Here is a 26171-nt window from a genome sequence, read left to right as displayed (position 1 = left end):
CGGTCAGGGGCGTGATCCGTGAGCTGTTGCACAGGGCCGGCTGTCGGTGACCTCTTCGACCACACTTGTCCCGCTGCCCTCCTGGGACTCCCACTCCCAGGTCTCCTCCAGCCGCACCCGCCCGTCGGGGGTCTCGGTGACCCGGGACACGCAGTGCCCCGAGGAGGTGGTCCCGTCCGCCTTCAACTGCACGTACCTGAAGTCGAGTCGGTCGCCCTCGCGCGTGCCCACGAGGTGGCCGCGCACGACGTCGCCGCCCGCGTAATCGGCCCGGATCACGCCGTCCTCCTCGTGGTACACGAACCGTGTGCGGGTCCCCACCTGGCCCGGCGCCTGGTCGGCCACCGGGGCGAGAACGAGTCCGTCGAGCGAGCGGGCCATGCCGTGAGGCTCCCTTACTGAGGTGCGGGACGAAGGGCTAGGGTGGCCAACGTAAAGCACTCGCGGGAGCCCGGACGCACCGGGCTGAGAGGGAGGCTGGGCGGCCTCCGACCGTACGAACCTGATCCGGGTCATGCCGGCGAAGGGAGGGGCTGGACGCCCATGTCGCGTACACCGCAAGCACCTTCACCGAAGTCACCACCGCAAGGAGCCCGCCCGCCGGGGGCGTCGTCGGGCACGCCCGACGTCCTGGTCGTCGGGGGCGGGATCATCGGACTGGTCACGGCCTGGCGGGCCGCGCAGCGCGGGCTGACCACCGCCCTCGTGGATCCCGAACCGGGTGGCGGCGCCGCGCAGGTCGCGGCCGGGATGCTGGCCGCCGTCACCGAGCTGCACTACGGCGAGCAGACCCTGCTCGGCCTCAACCTGGCCTCCGCACGGCGCTATCCGGACTTCGTGGCCGAGCTGACCGGGGCGACCGGGGCGACCGGGGCGACCGGGGCGACCGGCGAGGACCTCGGCTACCGGCGGTGCGGCACGCTGGCCGTCGCGCTCGACGCCGACGACCGCGCCCACCTGCGGGAACTGCACGCCCTGCAGCAGCGGTCGGGCCTGGAGTCGGAGTGGCTGAGCGGCCGCGAGTGCCGGCGCCTGGAGCCGATGCTCGCGCCGGGTGTGCGTGGCGGACTGCGGGTGGACGGCGACCACCAGATCGACCCGCGGCGGCTCGCGGGGGCCCTGGTCACGGCCTGCGAGAGGGCCCGGGTGACCTTCCACCGGACGTGGGCCGAGCGGCTGGTCGTCGTACGGGACCGGGCGGCCGGGGTCGTCACGACGGACGGCACCGAGCTGAGGGCGGGGCAGGTCGTCCTCGCCGCGGGCAGCCTCAGCGGACGCCTGGCGGGCGTGCCCGAGGACGTGCTGCCGCCGGTGCGTCCGGTGAAGGGGCAGGTGCTGCGGCTGACCGTGCCGAAGCGGTCCGCGCCCTTCCTGAGCCGGACCGTGCGCGCCGTGGTCCGCGGCAGCCACGTCTATCTGGTGCCGCGCGAGAGCGGCGAACTGGTCGTCGGCGCGACCAGCGAGGAGCTGGGCTGGGACACCACGGTGACCGCGGGCGGCGTGTACGAGCTGCTGCGGGACGCCCACGAACTGGTGCCCGGCATCACCGAGCTGCCGCTCACCGAGACACGGGCCGGACTGCGCCCTGGCTCGCCCGACAACGCGCCCCTGCTCGGCCCGACCGAGCTGCCCGGGCTGCTCCTGGCGACCGGGCACCACCGCAACGGCGTGCTGCTCACGCCCGTCACCGGGGACGTCATGGCGCACGCCCTGACCACGGGTGAACTGCCGGACGAGGCCCGCCCGTTCACGCCCAGGCGGTTCGACACCGCCGCACTCACGGAGCAACCCGTATGAGCATGACCGTCTTCGTCAACGGGGAGCGGCGGCAGCTCGCCGCGGACACCGCCCTCGACGCCCTCGTCGCCGCTCTCTGCGCGGCCCCCTCCGGCATCGCCGCCGCGCTCAACGAGACCGTCGTACCGCGCACTCAGTGGTCGGGGACCCTCCTGCGCGAGGGAGACCGCGTCGAAGTACTCACCGCCGTCCAAGGAGGCTGACCTGTGGCCGACGACCCCTTCGACCTCGGCGGTACGCGCTTCACGTCCCGTCTGATCATGGGCACCGGAGGCGCCCCCAGCCTCGACGTCCTGGAGCGTTCGCTCGTCGCGTCCGGCACGGAACTGACGACGGTCGCGATGCGACGTGTGAGTCCCGGGGCGCACGGCTCGGTCCTGTCCGTGCTCGACCGGCTCGGGATCCGTGTGCTGCCCAACACCGCGGGCTGTTTCACCGCCGGGGAGGCGGTCCTCACGGCCCGTCTGGCGCGCGAGGCGCTCGGCACGGACCTGGTCAAGCTGGAGGTCATCGCGGACGAGCGCACGCTGCTGCCCGATCCGATCGAGCTGCTCGACGCGGCCGAGACCCTCGTCGACGACGGCTTCACGGTCCTGCCGTACACGAACGACGACCCGGTGCTCGCGCGGAAGCTGGAGGACGTGGGCTGCGCCGCGGTCATGCCGCTGGGGTCGCCCATCGGGTCGGGGCTCGGGATCCGCAACCCGCACAACTTCCAGCTGATCGTGGAGCACGCGCGCGTGCCGGTCATCCTGGACGCGGGGGCGGGCACGGCGTCGGACGCCGCTCTCGCGATGGAGCTGGGCTGCGCCGGTGTGATGCTCGCCTCGGCCGTGACGCGGGCCCAGGAGCCGGTCCTCATGGCCGAGGCCATGCGGCACGGGGTGGAGGCCGGACGGCTCGCGTACCGGGCGGGACGCATTCCGCGCCGCCACTTCGCGCATGCCTCGTCGCCGGTGGACGGAATCGCGCGACTGGATCCGGAACGCCCCGCTTTCTGACCTTTGGCCTGAACACCCGTCCGAATCCGTGCGCCGTGCCGCCGTGCTCGGCGTGCGACGTCCGTCACAGCTCGGCTGCAGTACCGCCCCGGATTCGCCCGGGCGGGAGGTGCCGTCAGTGGCGGCTCGTACACTCACCTGCGTGGATACGACCCTTCAGGACCCGCTCCTCGGGCATGTGCTCGACGGCCGCTACCGCGTCGACGCACGCATCGCGGTCGGCGGGATGGCCACGGTCTACCGGGCCGTGGACACCCGTCTGGACCGGGTGCTCGCGCTCAAGGTGATGCACCCGAACCTGGCGGCCGACGTCACGTTCGTCGACCGCTTCATCCGCGAGGCCAAGTCGGTGGCGAGGCTCGCCCATCCGAACGTGGTCCAGGTCTTCGACCAGGGGACCGACGGCGCGTACGTCTATCTGGCGATGGAGTACGTGGCCGGATGCACCCTGCGCGACGTACTGCGCGAGCGCGGGGCGCTCCAGCCGCGGGCCGCGCTGGACATCCTGGAGCCGGTGCTGGCCGCGCTCGGCGCCGCGCACCGCGCCGGGTTCGTGCACCGCGACATGAAGCCGGAGAACGTCCTGATAGGGGACGACGGCCGGGTGAAGGTCGCGGACTTCGGTCTCGTACGGGCCGTGAACACCGTCACCCAGACCACGGGCGCCGTGATGGGCACTGTGTCGTATCTCGCACCGGAGCAGATAGAACACGGCACGGCCGATCCCCGGGTCGACGTGTACGCGTGCGGCATCCTCCTCTTCGAGATGCTGACCGGCGACCGTCCCCACCTCGGCGACTCACCCGCCACGGTGCTCTACAAGCACCTCCACGAGGACGTGCCCCCGCCGTCGGCGACCGTGCCCGGCCTGGCCTACGAGCTCGACGAGCTGGTCACGTCGGCCACCGCCCGCAACCCCGAGGTGCGCCCGTACGACGCGGTGGCGCTGCTCGCGCAGACCCTGGACGCACGGAACGCGCTGAGCGCCGACCAGCTGGACGCCGTGCCGCCGGGGGCCGTCGCGGGCACGGACCGCCCCGACGCCGAGGACCGTACGAGCGTGATCCCGCGCTCGCTGTCGGTGCCGCGGCCCCTGCCGGTGAACGACGACGACGCGGAGCTCAACCGCACCAGCTTCCTGCCGTCCCCGGCCCCCGCGCCCCCGCGCCGCGGCCGTGGCCCGGTACCCCGGCGGGGCATGCTCGCGATCATCGCCGCGGTGCTGCTGACCCTCGCGGTCGGCGCGGGGGTCTGGTACATCAACTCCGGCCAGTTCACCGAGGTCCCGGCGGTGCTCGACAAGACCGAGGCACAGGCCACACGGCAGATCCAGGACGCGGGCCTCGATGTGAAGGACGTCAAGGGCGCGTACAGCGACACGGTCCAGCTCGGCAGGGTCATCAGCAGCGATCCCGCGACGGGCGAACGCATCCGCGACAACGACTCCGTGACGCTGACGGTCTCCAAGGGCCCGAAGACGGTGCGCGTGCCGGACCTGGAGGGCTACGCGCTCGACAAGGCCAAGGAGCGCCTGAAGAAGGAAGGGCTCGCGGCGGGCATGGTCACCAAGGCCTTCCACGACGACGTCCCCGTGGGCTTCGTGATCAGCACGAAGCCGGGGGCGGGCACCGAGCGCCGCGGCGGTTCGGCGATCGCGATCGTCGTCAGCAAGGGCAGCCCGGTGGTCGTGCCCGACGTGGTCGGCGACGAACTGGACGACGCCAGGCAGGAGCTGGAGGACGCGGGCCTGACCGTCGAGGTCGCCTCCGGGCGCATCACCTCCGACCACGAGGCCGGTCAGGTGGCCGAGCAGTCCCCGGGACCCGACCGCCAGGTGACACAGGGCGACACGGTCACCCTGACGGTGTCCAAGGGTCCGCCGATGATCGAGGTCCCGGACGTCGTGGGCGACAGCGTGGACGACGCGAAGCAGAAGCTGGAGGCGGCCGGCTTCGAGGTCGAGGAGGACCGCGGCCTGCTCGGCCTCTTCGGCGACACGGTCAAGAGCCAGTCGACGGACGGCGGCGACACGGCACCGAAGGGCTCGAGGATCACCATCGAGATCCGCTGAGCGAGGCCCGGCGGGGGCCTCCCGAGGGCCTCCGCCGACGAGGCACCGGGGACCGCGTGACACCCTTGTGGGGTGAGCATCCAGCAGTCCCGCAACCCCGTCGGCAGCCATGTCCCGGTCGCCGGAGGCCTCGCCTCCGTAGGCCTCTCGTACGCGCGTGACCTGGCCGCCGAGACGGTCCAGGTCTTTGTCGCCAACCCGCGCGGCTGGGCGACCCCGCCCGGAAACCCGCTGCAGGACGAGGAGTTCCGCGCGGCCTGTGCCGCCGGGTCCGTTCCCGCGTACGTCCACGCGCCCTACCTGATCAACTTCGGCTCGCACACCGAGGCGACCGTGGAGAAGTCGGTGGAGTCGCTGCGGCACTCGCTGCGCCGGGGCCGCGAGATCGGAGCGCTGGGCGTCGTCGTGCACACGGGCTCGGCGACGGGAGGCCGGGAGCGTCCGGTCGCGCTCAGGCAGGTGCGCGACCGTCTGCTCCCGCTGCTCGACGAGCTGACCCATGACGACGACCCGTACCTCCTGCTGGAGTCGACGGCCGGCCAGGGTGCCTCGCTGTGCTCCCGGACCTGGGACTTCGGGCCGTATTTCGAGGCGCTCGACGCCCATCCGAAGCTGGGCGTCTGCCTGGACACGTGCCACATCTTCGCCGCGGGCCACGACCTCACCGGGCCCGCGGGCATGCACCAGACCCTCGACCTGCTGGTGGACACGGTCGGCGAGGGCCGTCTGAAGCTGATCCACGCCAACGACTCCAAGGACGTGGCCGGCGCCCACAAAGACCGCCACGAGAACATCGGCGCCGGTCACATCGGCGAGGACCCGTTCCGCGCGCTGATGACCCATCCCGCCACCGAGGGCGTACCGCTGATCATCGAGACGCCCGGCGGCAAGGAGGGGCACGCGGCGGACGTGGAGCGGCTGAAGAAGCTCCGGGACGGCTGACAGACCCAGGAGGGCCGGGGACCACGCGGCACCCACAGCGCGCGAGGCTCCCGACGGAATACCCCTGGGGGGTATATGGTTCCGCTGGGACAGGAACCGTCATCCACCGTTGGGGGCTCTGATGCAGCACGACGGACACACGCACCACGAAGGCCGTCCCCCGCATGAGGCACCGGCTCGCGCGAGCTGGTCCATGGCCGTCCGGGCCACCCTGCACTGCCTCACCGGGTGCGCCATCGGCGAGGTGCTCGGCATGGTGATCGGCACCGCGCTGGGCTGGGGCGACGTGCCGACGCTGGTACTGGCGATCACGCTGGCCTTCTTCTTCGGATACGCGCTCACGCTCCGCGGCGTACTGAAGGCGGGCGTCGGACTGAGGGCCGCGATCCGGGTCGCGCTCGCCGCGGACACCCTCTCGATCGCCGTGATGGAGCTGATCGACAACGGCGTGATCGCGTTCTGGCCGGGCGCGATGGACGCGGGGCTCGGCGACGCGCTGTTCTGGTGGGTGCTGGCCATCGCCCTCGCCGCCGCGTTCGTGGTCACGACGCCGGTCAACAAGTGGATGATCGGCCGCGGCAAGGGCCACGCGGTGGTGCACCGGTACCACCACTGACGACCCCGGGAGGCGTCAGAGCTCGGGGCCGTCCCCGGGCTCCTCCTGGTACGAGTAGCGCTGCTCGCGCCAGGGGTCGCCGACGTTGTGGTAGCCGCGCTCCTCCCAGAAGCCGCGGCGGTCGGCCGTCATGTACTCCACGCCGCGGACCCACTTGGGGCCCTTCCAGGCGTACAGCTGCGGCACGACCAGGCGCAGCGGAAAGCCGTGCTCCGCGGTGAGCAGCTCGCCGTCCTTGTGGGTGGCGAAGATCGCGCGCTCGGACGCGAAGTCGTCGAGGCGCAGATTCGAGCTGAAGCCGTACTCCGCCCAGACCATGACGTGGGTGACGGCCGGGGCGGGCGGGGCGATGCCCAGGATCGTCCGGGCCGGGATGCCGCCCCACTCGGCCCCGACCATGCTGAACTTCGTGACGCAGTGCAGATCGGCCACGACCGTCGCGTACGGCAGGGCCGTGAACTCCTCGTGGTTCCAGCAGTGCTTCTCGCTGTCGGCGGTGGCGCCGAAGACCCTGAACTCCCAGCGCTCCGGGCGGAACTTGGGGACGGGTCCGTAGTGCGTGACCGGCCAGCCCCGCTGCAGTCGCTGCCCCGGCGGAAGCTCCGACTGCGCTGCTTCTCCAGATTCACGATCCACCGGCTGACCCATGACTCCATCCTGACAGACCAGGGACGGTGGACATGACCAGGTCCGCACCCCTTCGGGCAACTCCGACAAGTTGGACTAAGCCTGTACTTACTAACTAAGCATGCACTTACTGGACGATCTTCGACCGCCGGTGCAATCATGCGGCACAACCTGCCAGTTCCCCCCGGTTGGAAGGAGCCTCTGCGATGCAGGGCGACCCCGAGGTCATCGAATTCCTCAACGAGCAGTTGACCGCCGAGCTCACCGCGATCAACCAGTACTTCCTGCACGCGAAGATGCAGGAGAACTTCGGCTGGACGAAGCTCGCGAAATACACGCGGCACGAGTCCATCGACGAGATGAAGCACGCGGAGGTGCTCACCGACCGCATTCTCTTCCTCGACGGCCTGCCGAACTACCAGCGGCTGTTCCACGTCCGGGTCGGGCAGACGGTCACCGAGATGTTCCAGGCGGACCGGCAGGTCGAGGTCGAGGCGATCGACCGCCTCAAGCGCGGTATCGAGGTGATGCGGGCGAAGGGCGACATCACGTCCGCGAACATCTTCGAGTCGATCCTCGAGGACGAGGAGCACCACATCGACTACCTGGACACCCAGCTGGAGCTGGTGGAGAAGCTCGGCGAGGCGCTCTACATCGCGCAGCTCATCGAGCAGCCCGAGAGCTAGGCGGCCGGAGAGCCAGTCGGGCGGAGAACCGGGGCCTCGGAAGCTAGGCGGCCTCTCCCAGCTCTTCCACTTCGGCGAGGGCGGGGACGCCCTGGTCCGCCTGCTCGCGGCCCGGGAAGGCGCCGCGGCCGAGCAGCGCCTGAATGCGCCGTACGCAGGATCCGCAGTCGGTGCCCGCCTTGCAGGCGGACGCTATCTGCCGGGGGGTGCAGGCGCCGTCCTGCGCGTGCTTCCTCACCTGTGCCTCGGTCACTCCGAAGCAGTTGCAGACGAACACGCGGTTCACCTCCCGACGGGGATTCGCTGGGTCACGCCGTCCCCGAAGATCGGTGAGGCTAACCTAACCTTACCCGTCGAGTCTGAGGCATAAAAGTGGGCTGGGGCCCGGATCGTATGTGATCCGCGCCCCAGCCCAGCTGTCTGTAACAGCCGAAACGGCTGTTGATCTCCTACTGGTCGCGGTACATCTCCGCCACCAGGAATGCCAGGTCAAGGGACTGGCTGCGGTTCAGGCGGGGGTCGCAGGCCGTCTCGTAGCGCTGGTGCAGATCGTCGACGAAGATCTCGTCGCCGCCGCCCACGCACTCGGTGACGTCGTCACCGGTGAGCTCGACATGGATACCGCCCGGGTGGGTGCCGAGGCCCTTGTGGACCTCGAAGAAGCCCTTGACCTCGTCGAGCACGTCGTCGAAGCGCCGGGTCTTGTGACCGGAGGCCGCCTCGTAGGTGTTGCCGTGCATCGGGTCGGAGATCCAGGCGACGGTCGCGCCCGAGGCGGTGACCTTCTCGACCAGCTCGGGCAGCTTGTCGCGGACCTTGTCGGCGCCCATGCGGACGATGAAGGTCAGCCGGCCCGGCTCGCGGTCCGGGTCGAGCCGCTCGATGTACTGCAGCGCCTCCTCGGCCGTCGTCGTCGGACCGAGCTTGATCCCGATCGGGTTGCGGATCTTCGAGGCGAACTCGATGTGCGCGCCGTCCAGCTGGCGAGTGCGCTCACCGATCCACACCATGTGGCCCGAGACGTCGTACAGGTGCCCGGTGCGGGAGTCGACCCTGGTCAGCGCCGACTCGTAGTCGAGGAGCAGCGCCTCGTGGGAGGCGTAGAACTCGACGGTCTTGAACTCCTCCGGGTCGGTCCCGCAGGCGTGCATGAAGTTCAGCGCCTGGTCGATCTCGCGCGCCAGCTGCTCGTAGCGCTGCCCGGACGGCGAGGTCCTCACGAAGTCCTGGTTCCAGGCGTGCACCTGGCGCAGGTCGGCGTAACCGCCGGTGGTGAAGGCACGCACGAGGTTGAGCGTGGAGGCGGAGGCGTTGTACATCCGCTTCAGGCGCTCGGGGTCCGGGATGCGGGCCTTCTCATTGAAGTCGAAGCCGTTGACCGAGTCGCCGCGGTAGGTCGGCAGGGTCACGCCGTCACGGGTCTCGGTGCCCTTGGAGCGGGGCTTCGAGTACTGGCCGGCGATGCGGCCGACCTTCACGACCGGCACGGACGCCGCGTACGTGAGGACCGCGCCCATCTGGAGCAGGGTCTTGAGCTTGTTGCGGATGTGGTCGGCCGACACGGCGTCGAAGGCCTCGGCGCAGTCGCCGCCCTGAAGAAGGAACGCCTCGCCCTTGGCGACGGCTCCCAACCGGGCGCGCAGCTGGTCGCACTCGCCGGCGAAGACGAGCGGCGGATACGACTCGAGGTCCGCGATCACTTCGCGCAGAGCCTCGGCATCGGGGTACTCGGGCTGCTGCGCCGCGGGCAGGTCTCGCCAGGTGTTGCCAGCGCTCGCGCTGGACTTAGCGTTCACGGTCACGACATCAACATTACGGGGTCGTGTCGGGCGTCCATCCACATGCTCATCAAGTGAGACGGGTCGCGCTCGATCGAAGCGGTGGGAGACGGGCCGGTGGGCCCGGTGAAGGGCAGGGCCCGGAGTGCTGTGTCCCGGGCCCGTGACGCACACCATCTGGGGTAGGGTGCGGCGCATGTTCGCGCACTCGATCCAGAACTGGTGGTGGACCGCTCATCCGGCGGCCCACTGACTGCGCGTACGCAACACTTCGCGAAGGCCGCCCGAGGGGCGGCCTTCGGTGTTTTCGCCACCGGGACCGTTCCTCTCCCTCTCTCCTCACCGAGACGCCGAGAAGGAACACGGACATGAACCTGCTCGACCTGCTGGACGATCCCCGACCGTTCGCCCTGCTGCGCCGCCGCACGCCGGGCCACGCCGTCGAGAAGGGCGACACCGTCGAGCTGCTGCTCGGCCCGGTCACCGAGTACGAGCGGCTGGCCGACATCCCCGAGGGCCTCGCTCTCATCCCGTACCGCCAGATCCGTGAGCGCGGCTTCGACGTCCGCGACGACGGCACCCCTCTGCTGGTGCTCACCCCGCAGGAGTCGTACGAGATCCCCCTTGAGCAGGCCCTGTCCGAGCTGTCCTCGCACGAGGTGCGCGTCGAGGGCGAGGGCTTCGACGTGCCGGACGAGGAGTACGCGCGGATCGTCGGGCGCGTGCTGGACGAGGAGATCGGGCGGGGCGAGGGCGCGAACTTCGTCATCCGGCGGACGTACGAGGGGGAGATCCCGGGGTTCGGGCGGGCCGACGCGCTGGCTCTCTTCCGGCGGCTGCTGGTCGGCGAGCGGGGCGCGTACTGGACGTTCGTCGTGCACACGGGAGATGAGAAGAAGCCCGGAGGGCCTTCCTCGGAAGGGCGGGGGCTCAAGACGCGTGGGCGGACCCTCGTCGGGGCGAGTCCCGAGGTGCATGTGCGGATGTCGGGCGGGACGGTCGTGATGAACCCGATCAGCGGGACGTACCGCTATCCCGCCGAGGGACCGACGCCCGAGGACCTGCTGGGGTTCCTGGCCGACGGCAAGGAGATCGAGGAGCTGTCGATGGTCGTCGACGAGGAGCTCAAGATGATGTGCACGGTCGGCGACATGGGCGGGGTCGTGATCGGGCCGCGGCTGAAGGAGATGGCCCATCTCGCGCACACCGAGTACGAGTTGCGGGGCAGGTCGTCGCTGGACGTGCGTGAGGTGCTGAAGGAGACCATGTTCGCCGCGACCGTCACCGGGTCGCCGGTACAGAACGCGTGCCGGGTCATCGAACGGTACGAGCCCCTCGGCCGGGACGGTGTCGGGCGCGGGTACTACGCGGGGGCGCTGGCACTGATCGGGCGTGACTCGGGGGGCGCGCAGACCCTCGACTCCCCCATTCTCATCCGGACCGCCGACATCGACGGGGGCGGACGGCTGCGGGTGCCGGTGGGCGCGACCCTCGTCCGGGGGTCGGATCCGGCGAGCGAGGTCGCGGAGACGCACGCGAAGGCGGCGGGCGTGCTGGCCGCCCTCGGTGTACGCCCCGGGCGGCCGGGCGGGAGCGAGGTGCGGGCGAGTCTCGCGGACGATCCGCGGGTGCGGGCCGCCCTCGACGGGCGGCGGGCCTCGCTGGCGCCGTTCTGGCTGCGGATGCAGGAGCCGTCGGCCGAGCTCGTGGGCCATGCGCTGGTCGTGGACGCGGAGGACACCTTCACCGCGATGCTCGCGCATCTGCTGCGCTCGTCCGGCCTGAAGGTGACCGTACGCCGGTACGACGGGGCGGGGCTGCGGGAGGCGGTCCTCGCCCACGAGGGCCCGCTGGTGCTGGGCCCCGGCCCGGGCGACCCGTCCGACATGACGGATCCGAAGATGGCCTTCCTGCGCGGCCTCACCGCCGAGGTGGTCCGCGGGCACCGGCACGGCGTCCTGGGTGTCTGCCTCGGCCATGAGCTGATCGCGGCGGAGCTGGGGCTGGAGATCGTACGCAAGGAGATTCCGTACCAGGGCGCCCAGGCGGACATCGACCTGTTCGGGCGGACGGAGACCGTCGGCTTCTACAACAGCTTCGTGGCGCGGTGCGACGACGAGGCCGCGGCCGAGCTGGCGGCCCACGGGGTCGAGGTCGGCCGGAGCCCGTCGGGAGAGGTGCACGCGCTGCGCGGGCCGGGCTTCGCCGGGGTCCAGTTCCACCCCGAGTCGGTGCTCACGCTGCGCGGTGCGGACGTCGTGCGGGACCTGGTGTGTCAGGTGCGCGAAGGAGCGGGCACCAGCACGTTCTCGGAGCGGCGGCCCGCCGTGTAGTCGAGGACGTTGGCCACCGTGGTCTCGATGATCTGGCCGACCGCGTCCGCGGTGTAGTACGCCTGGTGGGAGGTGACGACGACGTTCGGGAACGTGACGAGGCGGGCCAGGGTGTCGTCGTCCACGCCCTCCAGGGACCTGTCGAGGAAGAAGAGGCCGGCCTCGGCCTCGTAGACGTCGAGGCCGACGCCCGTGAAGCGGCCCGCGCGCAGTTCGGCGACGAGGGCCCGGCTGTCGACGAGGCCGCCGCGGCTGGAGTTCACCAGGATCGCGTCGTCCTTCATCGTGCGCAGGGCCGCGGCGTCGAGGAGGTGACGGGTCGCGGGGAGCAGCGGTACGTGCAGGCTGACCAGGTCGGACTCGGCGAGGAGGCGCTCCTTGGACACGTATTTCATGCCGAGTTCCAGGCAGGCGGGATTCTCGGCGGCGTCCCAGCCGAGGAGGTTCATCCCGAAGCCGTGGGCGATCCGGGTGAACGCCTCGCCGATCTTGCCGGTGCCGAGGATGCCCGCGGTGCGGCCGTGCAGGTCGCGGCCCATCAGCCCGTCGAGCCGGAAGTCGAAGTCGCGTGTGCGGTTGGAGGCGCGGACGATCCGGCGGTTGACGGCCATGGCGAGGGTCCAGGCGAACTCGGCGACGGAGTGGGGCGAGTAGTACGACACCCGCGCGACCGTCATGCCGAGCCGCTCGGCGACCTGGAGGTCGATGTTGTTGAAACCGGTGGAACGCTGGGCGACCATCTGGGTGCCGCCGGCCGCGAGGGTCTGCAGGACGCGGTTCCCGAGCGCGCAGTTGACGCTGGTGGAGACGGTCTCGTAGCCGGCCGCGATGGGGGCCGTGTCCTCGCTGAGGAAGACGTCCAGGCAGCGGACCTCGTGCTGACCCTCGGTACGGAAGGCGTCCTCGATGAGGGGCTTCTCGTCGGCCTGGACGCCGAAGGCGAGGATCTCCACGGGGCCCTCCGGGGGTTTGGCGGGTTCTCGGTTACCCGGTGAATATACGAACCCCGGGAGGTTTTCGCCCCCGCCGCCCCTTCCCTTCCCGTCCTCGGGGGCTCCGCCCCCGAACCCCCGGTCCTCAAACGCCGGACGGGCTGAATGCTCAGCCCGTCCGGCGACACAGGGAGGGTCAGCCGAAGAAGACGCCGACCTCCTGGTACAGCCGGGGATCCACCGTCTTCAGGCGGGCCGTGGCGTCCGCGATCGGGACGCGGACGATGTCGGTGCCCTGGAGCGCCACCATCTTGCCGAAGTCGCCGTCCCGGACGGCCTCGATGGCGTGCAGGCCGAACCGCGTGGCGAGCCACCGGTCGAACGCACTGGGAGTGCCCCCGCGCTGGACGTGGCCGAGCACCGTCGTGCGGGCCTCCTTGCCCGTGCGGCGCTCGATCTCCTTGGCCAGCCACTCCCCCACGCCGGAGAGCCGCACATGCCCGAAGGAGTCCAGCGAACCGTCCTTGAGGACCATGTCGCCGTCCTTGGGCATCGCACCCTCGGCGACGACCACGATCGGCGCGTACGAGGCCTTGAAGCGCGAGGTCACCCAGGCACAGACCTGGTCGACGTCGAAGCGCTGCTCAGGGATGAGGATGACGTTCGCGCCGCCCGCGAGGCCCGAGTGGAGCGCGATCCAGCCCGCGTGCCGGCCCATCACCTCGCAGACCAGGACCCGCATGTGCGACTCGGCGGTGGTGTGCAGCCGGTCGATCGCCTCGGTCGCGATACCGACGGCGGTGTCGAAGCCGAAGGTGTAGTCGGTGGCGGACAGGTCGTTGTCGATGGTCTTCGGTACGCCGACGACGGGCACCCCGTACTCGTCGGTGAGCCGCGCCGCGACCCCGAGGGTGTCCTCACCGCCGATCGCGATCAGGGCGTCCACCTCGTACTTGGCGAGGTTCTCCTTGATCCGGCGGATGCCGTTCTCGGCCTTGAGGGGGTTGGTGCGCGAGGAGCCGAGGATGGTGCCGCCGCGCGGCAGGATGCCGCGCACGGCGGGGATGTCGAGCCGGACGATGTCGCCTTCCAGCGGACCCCGCCAGCCGTCCCTGAAGCCGGTGAAGTCATAGCCGTACTCCTGCACGCCCTTGCGGACGATGCCCCGGATGACGGCGTTGAGCCCGGGGCAGTCGCCGCCTCCGGTCAGTACTCCGACCCGCATGGAAAGTCCTTTCGCCGCGGTTGGCTGACGGGACTCACGCTAATAGTGATCCAGGTCACTTCAGCAGAGGGCGGAAGGTCAATTCCGGTGAATTGTGCGGGTGTTGATCTCGCGGCTTCACTCGATGGTGGGTATCGACGGGTTTACGCGTCGTCGAGGCCCCGCTCTATGGCATAGCGGACCAACTCCACGCGGTTGTGCAGCTGGAGCTTGCCCAGGGTGTTCTGGACGTGGTTCTGCACGGTGCGGTGGGAGATGACGAGGCGCTCGGCGATCTGCTTGTAGCTCAAACCCTTGGCCACCAGCCGGAGCACCTCGGTCTCGCGGTCGGTGAGCTGCGGGGCCCTGGGCTCGTCGCCGCCCGTGGCGGGCCCGGGGTCGGAGGCGAGCCTGCGGTACTCGCCGAGGACCAGGCCCGCGAGGCCCGGGGTGAAGACGGGGTCGCCGACGGCCGTGCGGCGCACCGCGTCGATCAGCTCCTCCGTGGAGGCCGACTTGAGCAGGTAGCCGGTGGCGCCCGACTTGACCGCCTCCAGGACGTCGGCGTGCTCCCCGCTCGCGGAGAGGACCAGGACCCGCAGGGCGGGATCGGCGCCGACGAGTTCCTTGCAGACCTGCACACCGGGCTTCGCCGGCAGGTTCAGGTCCAGCACGAGGACGTCCGGCCCCACTGCCTGCGCGCGGCGCACCGCCTGCTCGCCGTCGCCGGCGGTCGCGACCACGTCGAAACCGGCCTCGTCCAGGTCACGCGCGACCGCGTCCCGCCACATGGGATGGTCGTCGACCACCATGACCCTGACCGGATCCTGGTCCTGTCGCTCACTCATGCCTTCTCCGCCTTCCCCCGCCTGTCCTTCGGCCCCTTCGAGGCCTCCGGAGCGCACGCGCCCTTCGGTACTTTCAGTTCGACTTCCGTGCCCTGTCCCGGTACCGAGATCAGCTCGGCCGTGCCGCCGATCTCGCGCAGCCGTCCACGGATCGACAGGGCCACTCCGAGGCGCCCCTCCCCCTCGGCCTGGACGAGCCGTCCCTCGGGGATGCCCGGGCCGTCGTCGCGGACGGTCACGATCACCTCGTCCGGCTCGTCCTCCACCAGGATCCACGCCCGGGCGTCGGCGCCGACGTGGCGGTGGACGTTGTCCAGAGCGGCGCCCACGGCGGCGGCCAGCTCCTTCGCGGCCCGGGCCGCGAGCGGCACCGGAGTGCCCGGCTCGGAGAACGTCACCCGCGCGGTGGCGTACGGGGCGAGCAGCGAGCGCAGGTCGCAGGGGGCCGAGTCGTCCTGGGCGTCGGGCTCGTCCACCGCGCGCACGACGGCGCCCTCCGCCTCGTCCTCCGACACCCGCGAGACCGGTACGAGCCCGCCGGAGACCAGGGTGCGCAGCGCGACCTCCTGTTCGCCGGCGAGGCGGCCCAGGTCCGCGGCCTCCCCACCGATCGCGGTCCCGCGCCGCTGCACCATGGCGAGCACCTGGAGGACGCCGTCGTGGATGTCGCGGGCGAGCCGCTCCCGCTCGCGCGTCGCCGCCTCGATCTCCAGGGCGCGGGCCAGGGTGCGCTCGGAGGCCCGGGCGACCTCGACGACGTACCCGATGGCGATGGAGGCGACCCAGACGAGCAGGACGTTGTGGAGGGTGTCCTGGCTGAGCGCCCCGCGCTGCACGACGTTGGCGACGCCGACGAGCGCCGAGGCGAAGGCCGCCCAGCGCCAGCCGCCCTTGATCGCGAACGCCAGCACGGAACCCGCGGTCCATATCGACGGGAGGGTCGGGCCGCCCGCCACGATCCGGTCGTGGGCGTCCGCGACCGGTGTGAGCAGGATGCCCGCGAGGGCGATGGTCAGGTCGGCCGCGAGGAAGCGCTTGGTGCAGCTCGCCGCGCCCGCCACCTTGGGCAGGGTCGCGAAGGTCCACGCGAAGAGCACCACGAAATAGGCGATGGCCACTTCGGGGCGGACGAACCCGTCGTACTCCGAGACGAAGAGGCCGATCGCGTAGAACAGCGTCAGGACGCGATACCCGGTCAGCGCACGCCACAGCGGCTGCTCGACCGACATCCTCATGACTCTCTCGCGCTTGGCCATGTCCCCCACCACTCCGTCCCCCGGCACCGCGTCCAGGTCTAGGAGCTGGACTCTTCCTTCGCGTCCCGCTCCTGCCCGGCCTGCTTCTGCCCGGCCTGCTCCTGCCCGGCCTGCTCCCGCGCCCGGTCGGTGTCCTTCTGGGCGTCCGTCCGGGCCCGCTCGGCGTCCTTGCGGGCCTGGTCGGCTTCCTTCTGGGCTTCCTTCTGTGCTTCCTTGAGCGCCTGCTTCTGCGCTTTCGCCGCGTCCGCGATCTGCCGCTTGGCGGCCGTCGCGTAGATGTCGACGTACTCCTGTCCGGAGAGCTTCATGATCTCGTACATGACCTCGTCGGTCACCGCGCGCAGGACGAAGCGGTCGTGCTCCATGCCGTGGTAGCGGCTGAAGTCCAGCGGCCTGCCGATGCGGATGCCCGGGCGCATCAGCTTGGGCATCACCTTGCCGGGCGGCTGGATCTTCTCGGTGTCGATCATGGCGACCGGGACGACGGGAGCTCCGGAGGCCAGCGCCACGCGCGCGAGACCGCCGGGCTTGCCGCGGTAGAGCCGGCCGTCGGGCGACCGCGTGCCCTCCGGGTAGATGCCGAAGAGCTCGCCGCGCTCCAGGACGTCGATGCCGCTCCTGACGGCCGCCTCGCCCGCTCCGCGCGCTCCGGAGCGGTCCACGGGCAGCTGGCCGACGCCCTTGAAGAAGGCCGCCGTCATCCGGCCCTTCACACCGGGCGTCGTGAAGTACTCGGCCTTCGCGATGAAGGTGACCTTGCGGTCGAGGACCGCGGGCAGGAAGAACGAGTCCGAGAACGACAGGTGATTGCTCGCCAGGATGGCCGGGCCGTCGGCGGGAATGTTCTCGAGGCCTTCCACCCAGGGCCTGAAGGCGAGCTTCAGGGGCCCTCCGATGGAAAACTTCATTGCGCCGTAGATCACCCGCGTGCCTCCTGTGTCCGTCGCTCAGACCTTAACCCGGAGCACCGTCAATGGGCCCGACGGCCCTGGTCGGTGTCAGTGCGGTCGCGTACGGTGAAGTACGCCTCGAAGCTTCGGGGTGATCGTCACATCGCCCTTGAATGAACAGGAGACCGAAGGTGCCGGTCCTTCCCGGAGCTGAGCCGTTCCACCACGAGGGCGGAGAGGTCGGGGTCCTCCTCTGCCACGGCTTCACCGGTTCCCCGCAGTCGCTGCGGCCCTGGGCCGAGTATCTCGCCGAGCGCGGTCTGACCGTCTCGCTTCCGCTGCTGCCCGGGCACGGCACGCGCTGGGAGGACATGCAGCTCACCGGCTGGCAGGACTGGTACGCGGAGGTGGACCGTGAGCTGCGCGCCCTGCGCGAGCGCTGCTCCCAGGTCTTCGTCTTCGGCCTCTCCATGGGCGGCGCGCTCACCCTGCGGCTCGCCGCGAAGCACGGGGACGAGATCAGCGGCATCGTGGTCGTCAACCCGGCGAACAAGGTGCACGGCGCCGCGGCGTACGCCCTGCCGGTGGTCCGCCACTTCGTCAGGACCGTGAAGGGCATCACCAGCGACATCGCCAAGGACGGCGGCATCGAGATCGGCTACGACAAGGTGCCCCTGCACGCGGCGCACTCGATGCGCGTCTTCTACCGACTGCTCGACGGCGAGCTCCCGCAGGTGACGCAGCCCATGCTGCTCCTGCACAGCCCGCAGGACCACGTCGTGCCGCCCGCCGACTCGGCCCGCATCCTCAGCCGGGTGTCGTCCATGGATGTCACGGAGATACTTCTGGAACAGAGCTACCACGTCGCGACGTTGGACCACGACGCGGACCGGATCTTCGAGGAGAGCTTCGCCTTCGTCTCCCGGCTCGCACCCGGTGCCGGCAAGGAAGCCGGCGCGGGTCAGTCGGGTCAGCAGGAAGGGACGGCCACTGGTGGCTGAGCACGACGCGGACCGCGAGCCCGAGGAGAAGGACGCGCCGCCCGGCGAGGAGCAGGGCCCGTCGTTCGACGAGGCCGCGGCCTGGGACGCCATCGTCGCGGGGTACGGCGACGAACCGCCGGACCCGCCCGGCGCCAAGCCCTTCAAGTCGGTGGAGGACCTGGCGCTCCTGGAGCCGGAGACGAACGACTCCGGTGATCAGGGCGACTCCGACACGAAGAGCTCGGCGACGCCGAAGGGCGCCAAGGGCTCGAAGGGCGGTACGGACACCGAGCAGTCGGAGGCGGAGGACGAACCGGCCGCCGAGAAGCCGCTCGGCAGTTCGGTCGCGTTCGCGCCCGGCGTCGCCGGCCCGCGCGACTACGCGGCTCCGGAGCCGGCCGAGGAGGACTTCGACGAGGACGACGAGGGCCACTTCGTGCCGCCCGAGCCGCCCGACCTGCCCGCCGCGGACACGACGTCCAAGTTCGCGTGGCTGGGCGTCATCGGCGGCCCCGTGCTGCTCCTCCTCGCGGTCCTGCTCGGCTGGGACATGACGTGGTGGCTCGCCACCCTCGGTATCGGCGGCTTCCTCGGCGGTTTCGCCACGCTGGTGGGGCGGATGCGCAGCGACGACGAGGACGAGGATGACCCGGGGCGCGGCGCGGTGGTCTGACCCGTCCGCCTGAACGCCTCGAAGGCCCGCCCGGATGCTCCGGGCGGGCCTTCGAGGCGTTCAGGCGGACGAAGGGCCCTCCCCGGAACCGTCCTGGGCGCCCGGTGCGGCCGGTGCGCCCGGAGCCGCCGGTGCGGCCGGAATCCTGAGGGCGGCCAGTACCGGAAGGTGGTCCGTGGCCGCCCTCAGGTCGGCCTCCGTCACTCCGGGGTGGTCCAGGGGCACCCCGCAGCCCAAAAACCGCACGCCCTCCGTGGCGAAGAGCGCGTCGATGCGCTGGTGGGGGTCGCCGGGCGTCGAGGTGTACTCCCCGCCCCAGGGGGCCACCGCCCAGCCGTCCTGGAGCTCCGTCGAGAGGCGCCTGAACGTGCGGCCGCCCGGGCGTTCGTTGAGGTCGCCGCCCGCGACGGCGTACGGGGTGTCCAGCGCCGACAGGTGGTCGAGGAGCAGGCGGCCCTGCTCGTGGCGCTCGTCCTTCTGGAGGGAGAGATGGCAGCTCAGTACACCGACGCGGGCGCGGCCGAACCGTACGACCGCGGTGGCGAAGCCGCGTCGGTGCAGGCCCGGGGTGAGCGGCAGGAGTACGTCCTCGGTGCGTTCGACCGTGGCTCGCAGGGAGCAGAGGAGGGCGGGGCCGGAGGCCGTGGCGCCGCCCGAGAGGACGACCTGGCCCGAGGCCGCCGCCAGACGGGCCAGTTTCTTGCGCCAGCGGAAGAAGCGGGGGGCCTCCTGGATCAGGACGAGGTCCGGTGCGCAGGCGGTGATCACCCGGGCGAGTGCGTCGGTGTCGTCCCGCATGGAGCGGATGTTGTAGCTGAGCACCCGGATGACGGCCGAACCGTCGGTTTCGGTACGGGGTGCTGGTAGCGGACTGGCGGAAGGGCTGGTCGGCATGACGATCAAGATATCGGGCGGGGAGTGCCGGGTCGTCGTTTTGCCGCGGCCCGGTGGGGGCTGGTCGCGCAGTTCCCCGCGCCCCTGAAAGGGGCGCGTCCGCCGGGCCACGCCCAGACAGGTGCGCCCCCTGGGCGCGCGGGGAACTGCGCGGGCAACCACGCGAGACCCGCGGATTCCGCACGGCGGTCGGTACCTGGAGACACGACCGCCCGCCGTCCCCGGAAGAGGGGGCGACGGGCGGTCGGGGATGAGCTACATGATCGGGTCGGGCTCCCGGGCCAGGTCGGCCGCGCCCACCAGCCCCGCCTCGTTCCCCAGCCGCGCGGCGATCACGTCGGCGACAGGACGCCAGTTCCCGCCGACCAGCCACCGCTTGTACGACTTGCGGATCGGGTCGAGGACCAGCTCGCCCTCGTCCGAGAGACCGCCGCCGACGATGAAGGCGGACGGGTCGAAGAGCGAGGCCAGGTCGGCCAGACCGGCTCCGGCCCAGCGGGCCAGCTCGCGGTAGGAGTCGACGGCCACCGGGTCCCCCTGGCGCGCGGCCATCGAGATGTGCTTGCCCTCGATGCCGTCGGGAGAGCCGTCGCCCAGCGAGAGCAGGATGTCCGCGTTCTCCGGGGTGGCGTTCGCGCGCTGCTTCGCGTAGCGCACGAGGGCGCGCCCGGACGCGTACTGCTCCCAGCAGCCCTGGGAGCCGCAGCCGCACAGCAGGCCGTCCGGGACCATCCGGATGTGGCCGAACTCGGCGGCGACGCCGAAGTGCCCGCGGCGCAGCTTGTTGCCGATGATGATGCCGCCGCCCAGGCCCGTGCCGAGCGTGATGCAGATGACGTTGCGATGACCCTTGCCCGCACCGAACTTGTATTCGCCCCAGGCGGCCGCGTTCGCGTCGTTCTCGACCACGACCGGCAGGCCCACACGGGCCTCCACCTCGTCCTTGAGGGGCTCCTGCCGCCAGTCGATGTTCGGCGCGAAGTACACCGTCGAACGCTGACGGTTGACGTATCCTGCGGCGCCGATGCCCACGCCGACGATCTCGTGCCCGGCCCTGGCACCCTCGACGGCCGCGGCGATCGCGTCGACGATCGCCTGCGGCGTGGTCGGAGTCGGCACCTTGAACGTCGAGAGGATGTTGCCTTCCTCGTCGACCACCCCGGCCGCGATCTTCGTGCCGCCGATGTCGACGCCGATGGTGAGTCCCATGAATCCCTCAGTTTCGGTCGAGCCCCGCTACGGCCAACCGTACCCGAGCGACTTCAGTCGAGGTCGATGTGTTCACCGCTGCCGGTGCCCTCGTCCCGGGGGCGCGAGGCGGTGTCACGGGCGGTCCAGCGCCGCTCCTGCGCCTCGACGGCGGAGCGGTACGCGGCGAGCAGTTCGGTGCCGGCGGTGGCCAGGTGGTCGAATACGTCGGGGTTCCGCTCGATGACGGGCTCGACGGCGGCCTTGGCCTGCTGCACGACCTGGTTCACCACCTGCTGGGCCGCGCCGCCGGCGACCGCGCCGAACAGCGGCGACTGCAGTCCGGACAGCTTGTCGGCGACCGCGTCGACGAGTTTGCGCAGTTCCTCGGCGGCCGAGCCGGGCGGCTGGCCGTTCTGGGCGCGGCGACGGGCCTTCTCCGCGGCGAGGTCCTCGGCGCACGCCTTCGCCCAGGCGTCGGCGTCTGGCGCTCGTACCTCGTCGCGCTCCTTGTCACGCACGCCGTCGAGCGCGTCCTCCCCGGCGTCGGACGTGGGGTGCTCATCGCTCATGGCGGACTCCAAGCATTGGCTCTGTGTCTCTCGACGTTACCCGAACGGGGGTATGCCGTTCACCGTGTCCGCGGCCACAGATCCGGGTCGGGCGCGAAGCGGACCCGCAGTTCGCCCTCGCGCAGGGACGCGCCGTCCACCGCGCAGCGGCGCAGGGCGGACGGGAGTGCGACGATCCGGCGGAACTGCCCGGCGGTGACGACGAGTTCGTCCCCGCGCCGCACGAGGTCGAGCTCCTCCCGTATCGCGCCGGGGAGCGGGATGTGCCAGACGAGCACGCCCTCGTCGGCGAGCCGGTCGGCGACGGGCCACTCGAGGGGGCCCGGGACGTCGCCCGGCGCGGGCACGGGGAGCGCGGCGAGGTCCTCGGCGCCGCGCGGGTCGCGGCCGAGGTGCGGGACTTCAGTTACGTCGTACGTCTGTCCCCATGCGTCGCGCCACTCGTCGAGGGCCTTGCGCTGCTGGGCGGCGAGGGAGGACAGCCAGGTGTCGGGGGACGCGTCGGGCAGGACGCGGTTCGCGATCAGGGCGTCGGTGCGCAGGCCGCGCAGGGCGAGGCCGGTGGCGGCCGACCGTACGGCGTCGGCTCCGGCCGGGCCCGGCTCGGCGACCAGCCGTACGGTCGTGGCCGGGTCCTCGACGGCCAGCTGGACCGCGGCCAGTTCGACGTCCCAGCGGGCCGCCGTCTCGTACAGCCGCTCCGACGGCATCGGCACGCCCGCCAGGCGGCCGAGGACAGGGCGCAGGGCGCGGGCCGCCTGGCGTTCGGCCGGGAGCAGGCGGCGCAGATAGCGGCGCAGTTGTTCGGGCAGTGCCAGGAGGGCGAGGGCCTGCGGGACGGGCGGCAGGTCGACGACCAGCAGGTCGAAGGTGTCGGAGGCGGTGGCGTCGCGCAGGGCGCGGAGCAGGGCGAGTTCCTCGCCGCCGGGGAGGGGGGTGAGTTCCTCCGCGTCCAGCCGGGCCGCGCCCAGCAGGTCGAGGGCGGTGGAGACCCGCTCCTGGAAGGCGAGGAGATCCGCCCGGAAGCCCTCGCCGGCGTCCGGTCGCCAGGCCGTGAGACCGGGAAGGATCCCGGCCGGTGTGCCGCCGGTGGGGGTTCCGAGGACGGCGCCGAGGGTGTCGGTGCGGTCCGCGGAGAGCACCAGGGTGCGGGTGCCCCGGCGGGCGGCCTCCAGAGCGGTGGCCGCGGCGACGGTGGTACGGCCGGAGCCGCCGGGGCCGGTGATCAGGATGGTGCGCATACGGGTGAACGGTACGGGGTGGGGCGGAGGTAGCGGCGCGCCGCTACTTCTCGCCCGTCTCCACGCGCTTCTTCAGTCCCGCCAGGGCGCGGTCGATGATGACCTTCTCCGCCTTGCGCTTGATCATGCCGAGCATCGGGATCTTGACGTCGACGGTGAGCTGGTAGGTGACCTGGGTGGCGCTCAGGCCCGCGGGCTTGAGGATGTACGAGCCGTCCAGGGAGCGGAGCATCTGGGACTTGACCAGGGTCCAGGAGACCTCGTGGTCGCCGGTCCAGGTGTAGCCCAGGGTCTGGTCGTCCTTGATGGCGCCGGCGTCCATGACGAGGCGCACCTGCTCGGCGCGGCCCTTCTCGTCCGTCGCGAGCACCTGCGCCTCCTTCACCTCTCCCGTCCAGTCCGGGTAGCGGGCGAAGTCGGCGATGACCGCCATGACGTCGGCCGGTGCCGCCTCGATCGTGATGCTCGAGCTGGTGTGTTCGGCCATCGCTGTGGCTCCTCCAGATGCGGTCCGGACAGGGGGTGTTCTACGGGGTACGAACGCTTTCTACCTGTGTGTGCAGCGTGAAGGCTACCGCGCGGCGGGCCGGCGCCCGCCCCCGGCCCCGCGGCCGCCGGGAGCCCTCACCACTGCAGTACCCACGGCTTCCCGGATCCGGCGAAGTGCCCCACGTTCACGCACTCGGTGGCGCCGACCCGCATCCGCCGGGCGAGCGGCTGGTGGACGTGGCCGAAGAGCGCGTACCGCGGCCGGGTGCGCCGGATCGCGTCGAGCAGCGCGCGGCTGCCGCGCTCGAACCGCCGGGCCACGGTGTCGTAGACGAGTTCGGGGACTTCCGGCGGGATGTGCGTGCACAGCACGTCGACCTCTCCGACGGCCTCGATCTTCGCCGCGTACTCCTCGTCGCTGATCTCGTACGGCGTCCGCATGGGCGTACGCAGTCCGCCGCCGACGAAGCCGAAGACCCGGCCGCCGATCTCGACCCGCTCGCCGTCGAGCACGGTGGTGCCGGGTCCGGCGTACTCCGACCAGAGGGACGGTATGTCGACGTTGCCGTAGGTGGCGTACGTCGGAGTGGGGAACGCCGCGAACAGTTCGGCGTACTGCTTCCGTACGGCCTTCTCGATGGCGGGGCCGCGGTCGACGCCCGCCCACAGGCGCGCGCCCAGGGCCCGGGCCTCCTCGAAGTGGCGGGCCGTGCGGAGCTCGACGAGGCGGTCCGTGTTCTCGGTGCCGAACAGGTCGGGGAAGATGCCGCGGGAGTGGTCGGCGTAGTCGATGAAGAGCACGAGGTCGCCCAGACAGATCAGGGCGTCCGCGCCGTCACCGGCCCTGGCCAGGTCACGGGCGTTGCCGTGTACGTCGCTCACGACATGGAGCCGTGTCCTCGGGGTCTCTCGGATGCCGCCGCCGTCGCCGCGTTGTGTGCCTGCCATGACGATCAAGGGTAAGCCTGTGGAGCAAACGTGTGTAGATGCGGGCGGACCTGCGGTTACTACCCGGTCAGTAACGCGTTGGACTACTGTGCGCGGAGGAACGCCAACACGTGTGACGCGGGGAACATCTCATGGACCCCCCTGTCCTAGAGGCAGTACCGGCGGGTAACGTCCGGGCAGTCCAGTCGTGCTCAGGGTTTCAACAACCGACTCCCGGAGCACCTGCCCGAGCCTTGGACCACTCCGTCGCATCACACGAAGTCGTGGCGTCGGCGCCCTATGAGGAGCAGCAGTCTTGCGCGAGTTCAGCCTTCCGGCTTTGTACGAGGTCCCTGCGGACGGCAATCTGACCGACATCGTCCGCAGAAACGCCGCGCAGCATCCTGATGTCGCGGTCATCGCCCGCAAGGTGGGTGGCAGCTGGACGGATGTCACGGCCACGGTCTTCCTCGCGGAGGTGCAGGCCGCCGCCAAGGGCCTGATCGCCTCGGGCATCGAGCCGGGCGACCGGGTCGGCCTGATGTCCCGCACGCGGTACGAGTGGACGCTGCTGGACTTCGCGATCTGGAGCGCCGGCGCGGTCACCGTGCCGGTGTACGAGACCAGCTCGCCGGAGCAGGTGCAGTGGATCCTCGGCGACTCGGGAGCCACCGGGATCGTCGTGGAGCTGGACGCGCACGCGGCCTCCGTGGAGTCGGTGCGTGACCGGCTGCCGCACCTGAAGCACGTGTGGCAGATCGACCGCGGCGGTGTCGAGGAACTCGGCCGGGCCGGCAAGGACGTGACGGACGCCGCGGTCGAGGAGCGCAGCTCGCTCGCCAAGGCCGACGACCCCGCGACCATCGTCTACACGAGCGGTACGACCGGGCGCCCCAAGGGCTGCGTGCTGACCCACCGCAGCTTCTTCGCGGAGTGCGGCAACATCGTGGAGCGGCTGCGGCCCCTCTTCCGGACCGGCGAGTGCTCGGTCCTCCTCTTCCTTCCGCTCGCGCACGTCTTCGGGCGGCTCGTGCAGGTCGCGCCGATGATGGCGCCGATCAAGCTGGGCACCGTCCCGGACATCAAGAACCTCACGGACGAACTGGCCTCCTTCCGGCCGACGTTGATCCTCGGTGTGCCGCGCGTCTTCGAGAAGGTCTACAACTCGGCGCGGGCCAAGGCGCAGGCCGACGGCAAGGGCAAGATCTTCGACAAGGCGGCCGACACGGCGATCGCGTACAGCCGCGCCCTGGACACCCCGGCGGGCCCCTCCATCGGCCTGAAGATCAAACACAAGACGTTCGACAAGCTCGTCTACAGCAAGCTGCGCGCGGTGCTCGGCGGCAAGGGCGAGTACGCCATCTCGGGCGGCGCTCCGCTGGGCGAGCGCCTCGGGCACTTCTTCCGCGGCATCGGCTTCACGGTCCTGGAGGGCTACGGCCTCACCGAGTCCTGCGCGGCCACCGCCTTCAACCCGTGGGACCGCCAGAAGATCGGCACGGTCGGCCAGCCGCTGCCGGGTTCGGTGATCCGCATCGCGGACGACGGCGAGGTGCTGCTGCACGGCGAGCACCTGTTCAAGGGGTACTGGAACAACGAGGGCGCGACCGAGGAGGCGCTCGCCGACGGCTGGTTCCACACCGGTGACATCGGCACCCTCGACGAGGACGGCTACCTCCGCATCACCGGCCGCAAGAAGGAGATCATCGTCACCGCGGGCGGCAAGAACGTCGCGCCCGCCGTGATCGAGGACCGCATCCGCGCGCACGCGCTGGTCGCCGAGTGCATGGTGGTGGGCGACGGGCGCCCGTTCGTGGGCGCGCTGGTGACCATCGACGAGGAGTTCCTGGGCCGCTGGGCCGACGAGCACGGCAAGCCCGCGGGCTCGACCGCGGCGTCGCTGGGTCAGGACGCGGATCTGCTCGCCGCGATCCAGAGCGCTGTCGACGACGGCAACGCCGCGGTGTCGAAGGCGGAGTCGGTGCGGAAGTTCCGTGTGCTGTCCCACCAGTTCACCGAGGACTCCGGCCATCTCACGCCGTCGCTGAAGCTCAAGCGCAATGTGGTGGCGAAGGACTACGCGGACGAGATCGAAGCGATCTATCGGGGTTGAGGGCGCCCACTCGCCGTGGGGCGGGGGGTGCGTGTGCGGCTTGCCCGCCGCGGTGGCTTGTCGCGCCGTTCCCCGCGCCCCTTCGCATGCGGCTGTCCCGAATGCGGCTG

At 71.1% G+C, this 26171-nt stretch carries 27 protein-coding genes and 1 riboswitch; of the genes, 12 read left to right on the top strand and 15 right to left on the bottom strand.

Annotated features, from left to right (window positions below; genetic code table 11):
* Positions 1-3: 3 nt before the first annotated feature.
* A complete protein-coding gene (locus KUF83_RS16280; protein WP_217455407.1) occupies positions 4-381 on the bottom strand; it encodes a hypothetical protein in 378 nt (125 codons plus the stop codon).
* A gap of 52 nt (positions 382-433) precedes the next feature.
* Positions 434-546: riboswitch (TPP riboswitch) on the top strand.
* On the opposite strand from KUF83_RS16280, the gene thiO reads away from it, so the two are divergent.
* The 6 genes from thiO to KUF83_RS16250 all read left to right on the top strand — a co-directional run bounded on the left by thiO (position 544) and on the right by KUF83_RS16250 (position 6427).
* Positions 544-1797 (top strand): glycine oxidase ThiO, encoded by a 1254-nt coding sequence (thiO, locus tag KUF83_RS16275; RefSeq protein WP_254643919.1) that lies wholly within the window; start codon positions 544-546, stop codon positions 1795-1797. It overlaps the preceding riboswitch by 3 nt.
* Positions 1798-1799: 2 nt before the next feature.
* The gene (gene thiS / locus KUF83_RS16270; RefSeq protein WP_217455427.1) at positions 1800-2000 is read left to right on the top strand and encodes a sulfur carrier protein ThiS; all 201 of its coding nucleotides are present in this window, start codon (positions 1800-1802) and stop codon (positions 1998-2000) included.
* A gap of 3 nt (positions 2001-2003) precedes the next feature.
* Positions 2004-2798, top strand: coding sequence for a thiazole synthase (locus KUF83_RS16265; protein ID WP_217455406.1), 795 nt, complete (start codon positions 2004-2006; stop codon positions 2796-2798).
* Between the two features lie 142 nt (positions 2799-2940).
* Positions 2941-4869 (top strand): Stk1 family PASTA domain-containing Ser/Thr kinase, encoded by a 1929-nt coding sequence (gene pknB, locus KUF83_RS16260; RefSeq protein WP_308403021.1) that lies wholly within the window; start codon positions 2941-2943, stop codon positions 4867-4869.
* Between the two features lie 72 nt (positions 4870-4941).
* Entirely contained in the window at positions 4942-5811 is an 870-nt protein-coding gene (locus KUF83_RS16255; RefSeq protein WP_217455404.1) for a deoxyribonuclease IV, read from the top strand.
* 121 nt (positions 5812-5932) lie between these two features.
* Positions 5933-6427, top strand: a complete 495-nt coding sequence (locus KUF83_RS16250) for a DUF4396 domain-containing protein (protein WP_217455403.1) — start codon at positions 5933-5935, stop codon at positions 6425-6427.
* Positions 6428-6442: 15 nt separating this feature from the next.
* On the opposite strand, the gene KUF83_RS16245 is transcribed toward KUF83_RS16250, so the two are convergent.
* Entirely contained in the window at positions 6443-7075 is a 633-nt protein-coding gene (locus KUF83_RS16245; protein ID WP_217455402.1) for a sulfite oxidase-like oxidoreductase, read from the bottom strand.
* A gap of 185 nt (positions 7076-7260) precedes the next feature.
* Here KUF83_RS16245 and bfr point away from each other — a divergent pair, with 185 nt between their 5' ends.
* Complete coding sequence (gene bfr, locus KUF83_RS16240; protein ID WP_217455401.1) at positions 7261-7740, top strand: bacterioferritin; 480 nt, start codon at positions 7261-7263, stop codon at positions 7738-7740.
* A 43-nt stretch (positions 7741-7783) separates the two neighbouring features.
* Here bfr and KUF83_RS16235 read toward each other — a convergent pair whose 3' ends face one another.
* Positions 7784-8026 carry a bacterioferritin-associated ferredoxin gene (locus KUF83_RS16235; protein WP_217455400.1) on the bottom strand — a complete coding sequence of 81 codons (243 nt, stop codon included), beginning with the start codon at positions 8024-8026 and terminating at the stop codon, positions 7784-7786.
* A 163-nt stretch (positions 8027-8189) separates the two neighbouring features.
* Positions 8190-9542 carry a class II 3-deoxy-7-phosphoheptulonate synthase gene (locus KUF83_RS16230; protein ID WP_217455399.1) on the bottom strand — a complete coding sequence of 451 codons (1353 nt, stop codon included), beginning with the start codon at positions 9540-9542 and terminating at the stop codon, positions 8190-8192.
* Positions 9543-9714: 172 nt separating this feature from the next.
* Between KUF83_RS16230 and KUF83_RS42980 the strand changes: the two genes are divergently transcribed.
* Both KUF83_RS42980 and KUF83_RS16220 read left to right on the top strand, forming a co-directional pair.
* Positions 9715-9771, top strand: coding sequence for a trp operon leader peptide (locus tag KUF83_RS42980; RefSeq protein WP_076973970.1), 57 nt, complete (start codon positions 9715-9717; stop codon positions 9769-9771).
* Positions 9772-9886: 115 nt separating this feature from the next.
* Positions 9887-11851: an anthranilate synthase family protein gene (locus KUF83_RS16220; RefSeq protein ID WP_217455397.1), complete on the top strand. Its 1965-nt coding sequence runs from the start codon at positions 9887-9889 to the stop codon at positions 11849-11851.
* Here KUF83_RS16220 and KUF83_RS16215 read toward each other — a convergent pair.
* The 5 genes from KUF83_RS16215 to KUF83_RS16195 form a co-directional block, all read right to left on the bottom strand.
* The gene (locus tag KUF83_RS16215) at positions 11794-12804 is read right to left on the bottom strand and encodes a 2-hydroxyacid dehydrogenase (RefSeq protein WP_217455396.1); all 1011 of its coding nucleotides are present in this window, start codon (positions 12802-12804) and stop codon (positions 11794-11796) included. The two genes, KUF83_RS16220 and KUF83_RS16215, sit on opposite strands and share 58 nt — an antisense overlap.
* 175 nt (positions 12805-12979) lie before the next feature.
* Positions 12980-14008: a 6-phosphofructokinase gene (locus KUF83_RS16210; RefSeq protein WP_217455395.1), complete on the bottom strand. Its 1029-nt coding sequence runs from the start codon at positions 14006-14008 to the stop codon at positions 12980-12982.
* Positions 14009-14151: 143 nt separating this feature from the next.
* Positions 14152-14799, bottom strand: a complete 648-nt coding sequence (locus tag KUF83_RS16205) for a response regulator (RefSeq protein ID WP_374106076.1) — start codon at positions 14797-14799, stop codon at positions 14152-14154.
* Positions 14800-14831: 32 nt separating this feature from the next.
* Positions 14832-16091, bottom strand: coding sequence for a MacS family sensor histidine kinase (gene macS / locus KUF83_RS16200; protein WP_217455393.1), 1260 nt, complete (start codon positions 16089-16091; stop codon positions 14832-14834).
* A gap of 38 nt (positions 16092-16129) precedes the next feature.
* Positions 16130-16999 carry a 1-acyl-sn-glycerol-3-phosphate acyltransferase gene (locus tag KUF83_RS16195; protein WP_217455425.1) on the bottom strand — a complete coding sequence of 290 codons (870 nt, stop codon included), beginning with the start codon at positions 16997-16999 and terminating at the stop codon, positions 16130-16132.
* Between the two features lie 173 nt (positions 17000-17172).
* On the opposite strand from KUF83_RS16195, the gene KUF83_RS16190 reads away from it, so the two are divergent.
* A complete protein-coding gene (locus tag KUF83_RS16190; RefSeq protein ID WP_217455392.1) occupies positions 17173-17982 on the top strand; it encodes a carboxylesterase in 810 nt (269 codons plus the stop codon).
* The gene (locus KUF83_RS16185) at positions 17975-18637 is read left to right on the top strand and encodes a hypothetical protein (protein WP_217455391.1); all 663 of its coding nucleotides are present in this window, start codon (positions 17975-17977) and stop codon (positions 18635-18637) included. The genes KUF83_RS16190 and KUF83_RS16185 overlap by 8 nt, the downstream gene beginning before the upstream one ends.
* A gap of 60 nt (positions 18638-18697) precedes the next feature.
* Here the strand turns inward: KUF83_RS16185 and KUF83_RS16180 are convergent, their stop codons facing one another.
* The 6 genes from KUF83_RS16180 to KUF83_RS16155 all read right to left on the bottom strand — a co-directional run bounded on the left by KUF83_RS16180 (position 18698) and on the right by KUF83_RS16155 (position 23969).
* Positions 18698-19531 carry an endonuclease/exonuclease/phosphatase family protein gene (locus tag KUF83_RS16180; RefSeq protein WP_217455390.1) on the bottom strand — a complete coding sequence of 278 codons (834 nt, stop codon included), beginning with the start codon at positions 19529-19531 and terminating at the stop codon, positions 18698-18700.
* A gap of 255 nt (positions 19532-19786) precedes the next feature.
* Positions 19787-20740, bottom strand: coding sequence for an ROK family glucokinase (locus KUF83_RS16175; protein WP_217455389.1), 954 nt, complete (start codon positions 20738-20740; stop codon positions 19787-19789).
* Positions 20741-20793: 53 nt separating this feature from the next.
* Positions 20794-21291 carry a DUF5304 domain-containing protein gene (locus KUF83_RS16170; RefSeq protein WP_217455388.1) on the bottom strand — a complete coding sequence of 166 codons (498 nt, stop codon included), beginning with the start codon at positions 21289-21291 and terminating at the stop codon, positions 20794-20796.
* A 59-nt stretch (positions 21292-21350) separates the two neighbouring features.
* Positions 21351-22532, bottom strand: a complete 1182-nt coding sequence (locus KUF83_RS16165; protein ID WP_217455387.1) for an ArsA family ATPase — start codon at positions 22530-22532, stop codon at positions 21351-21353.
* 43 nt (positions 22533-22575) lie between these two features.
* Positions 22576-23019 (bottom strand): SRPBCC family protein, encoded by a 444-nt coding sequence (locus tag KUF83_RS16160; protein ID WP_217455386.1) that lies wholly within the window; start codon positions 23017-23019, stop codon positions 22576-22578.
* 137 nt (positions 23020-23156) lie between these two features.
* Complete coding sequence (locus tag KUF83_RS16155) at positions 23157-23969, bottom strand: metallophosphoesterase (protein ID WP_217455385.1); 813 nt, start codon at positions 23967-23969, stop codon at positions 23157-23159.
* Positions 23970-24264: 295 nt separating this feature from the next.
* Here KUF83_RS16155 and KUF83_RS16150 point away from each other — a divergent pair, with 295 nt between their 5' ends.
* Entirely contained in the window at positions 24265-26061 is a 1797-nt protein-coding gene (locus KUF83_RS16150; protein ID WP_217455384.1) for a long-chain fatty acid--CoA ligase, read from the top strand.
* Positions 26062-26171 lie beyond the last annotated feature (110 nt).

This window comes from Streptomyces sp. BV286, assembly GCF_019090165.1.
Taxonomy (GTDB): Bacteria; Actinomycetota; Actinomycetes; order Streptomycetales; family Streptomycetaceae; genus Streptomyces.
The sequence above is the reverse complement of the archived record's forward strand: the minus strand, read 5'-3'. Positions and strand labels throughout refer to the sequence as shown.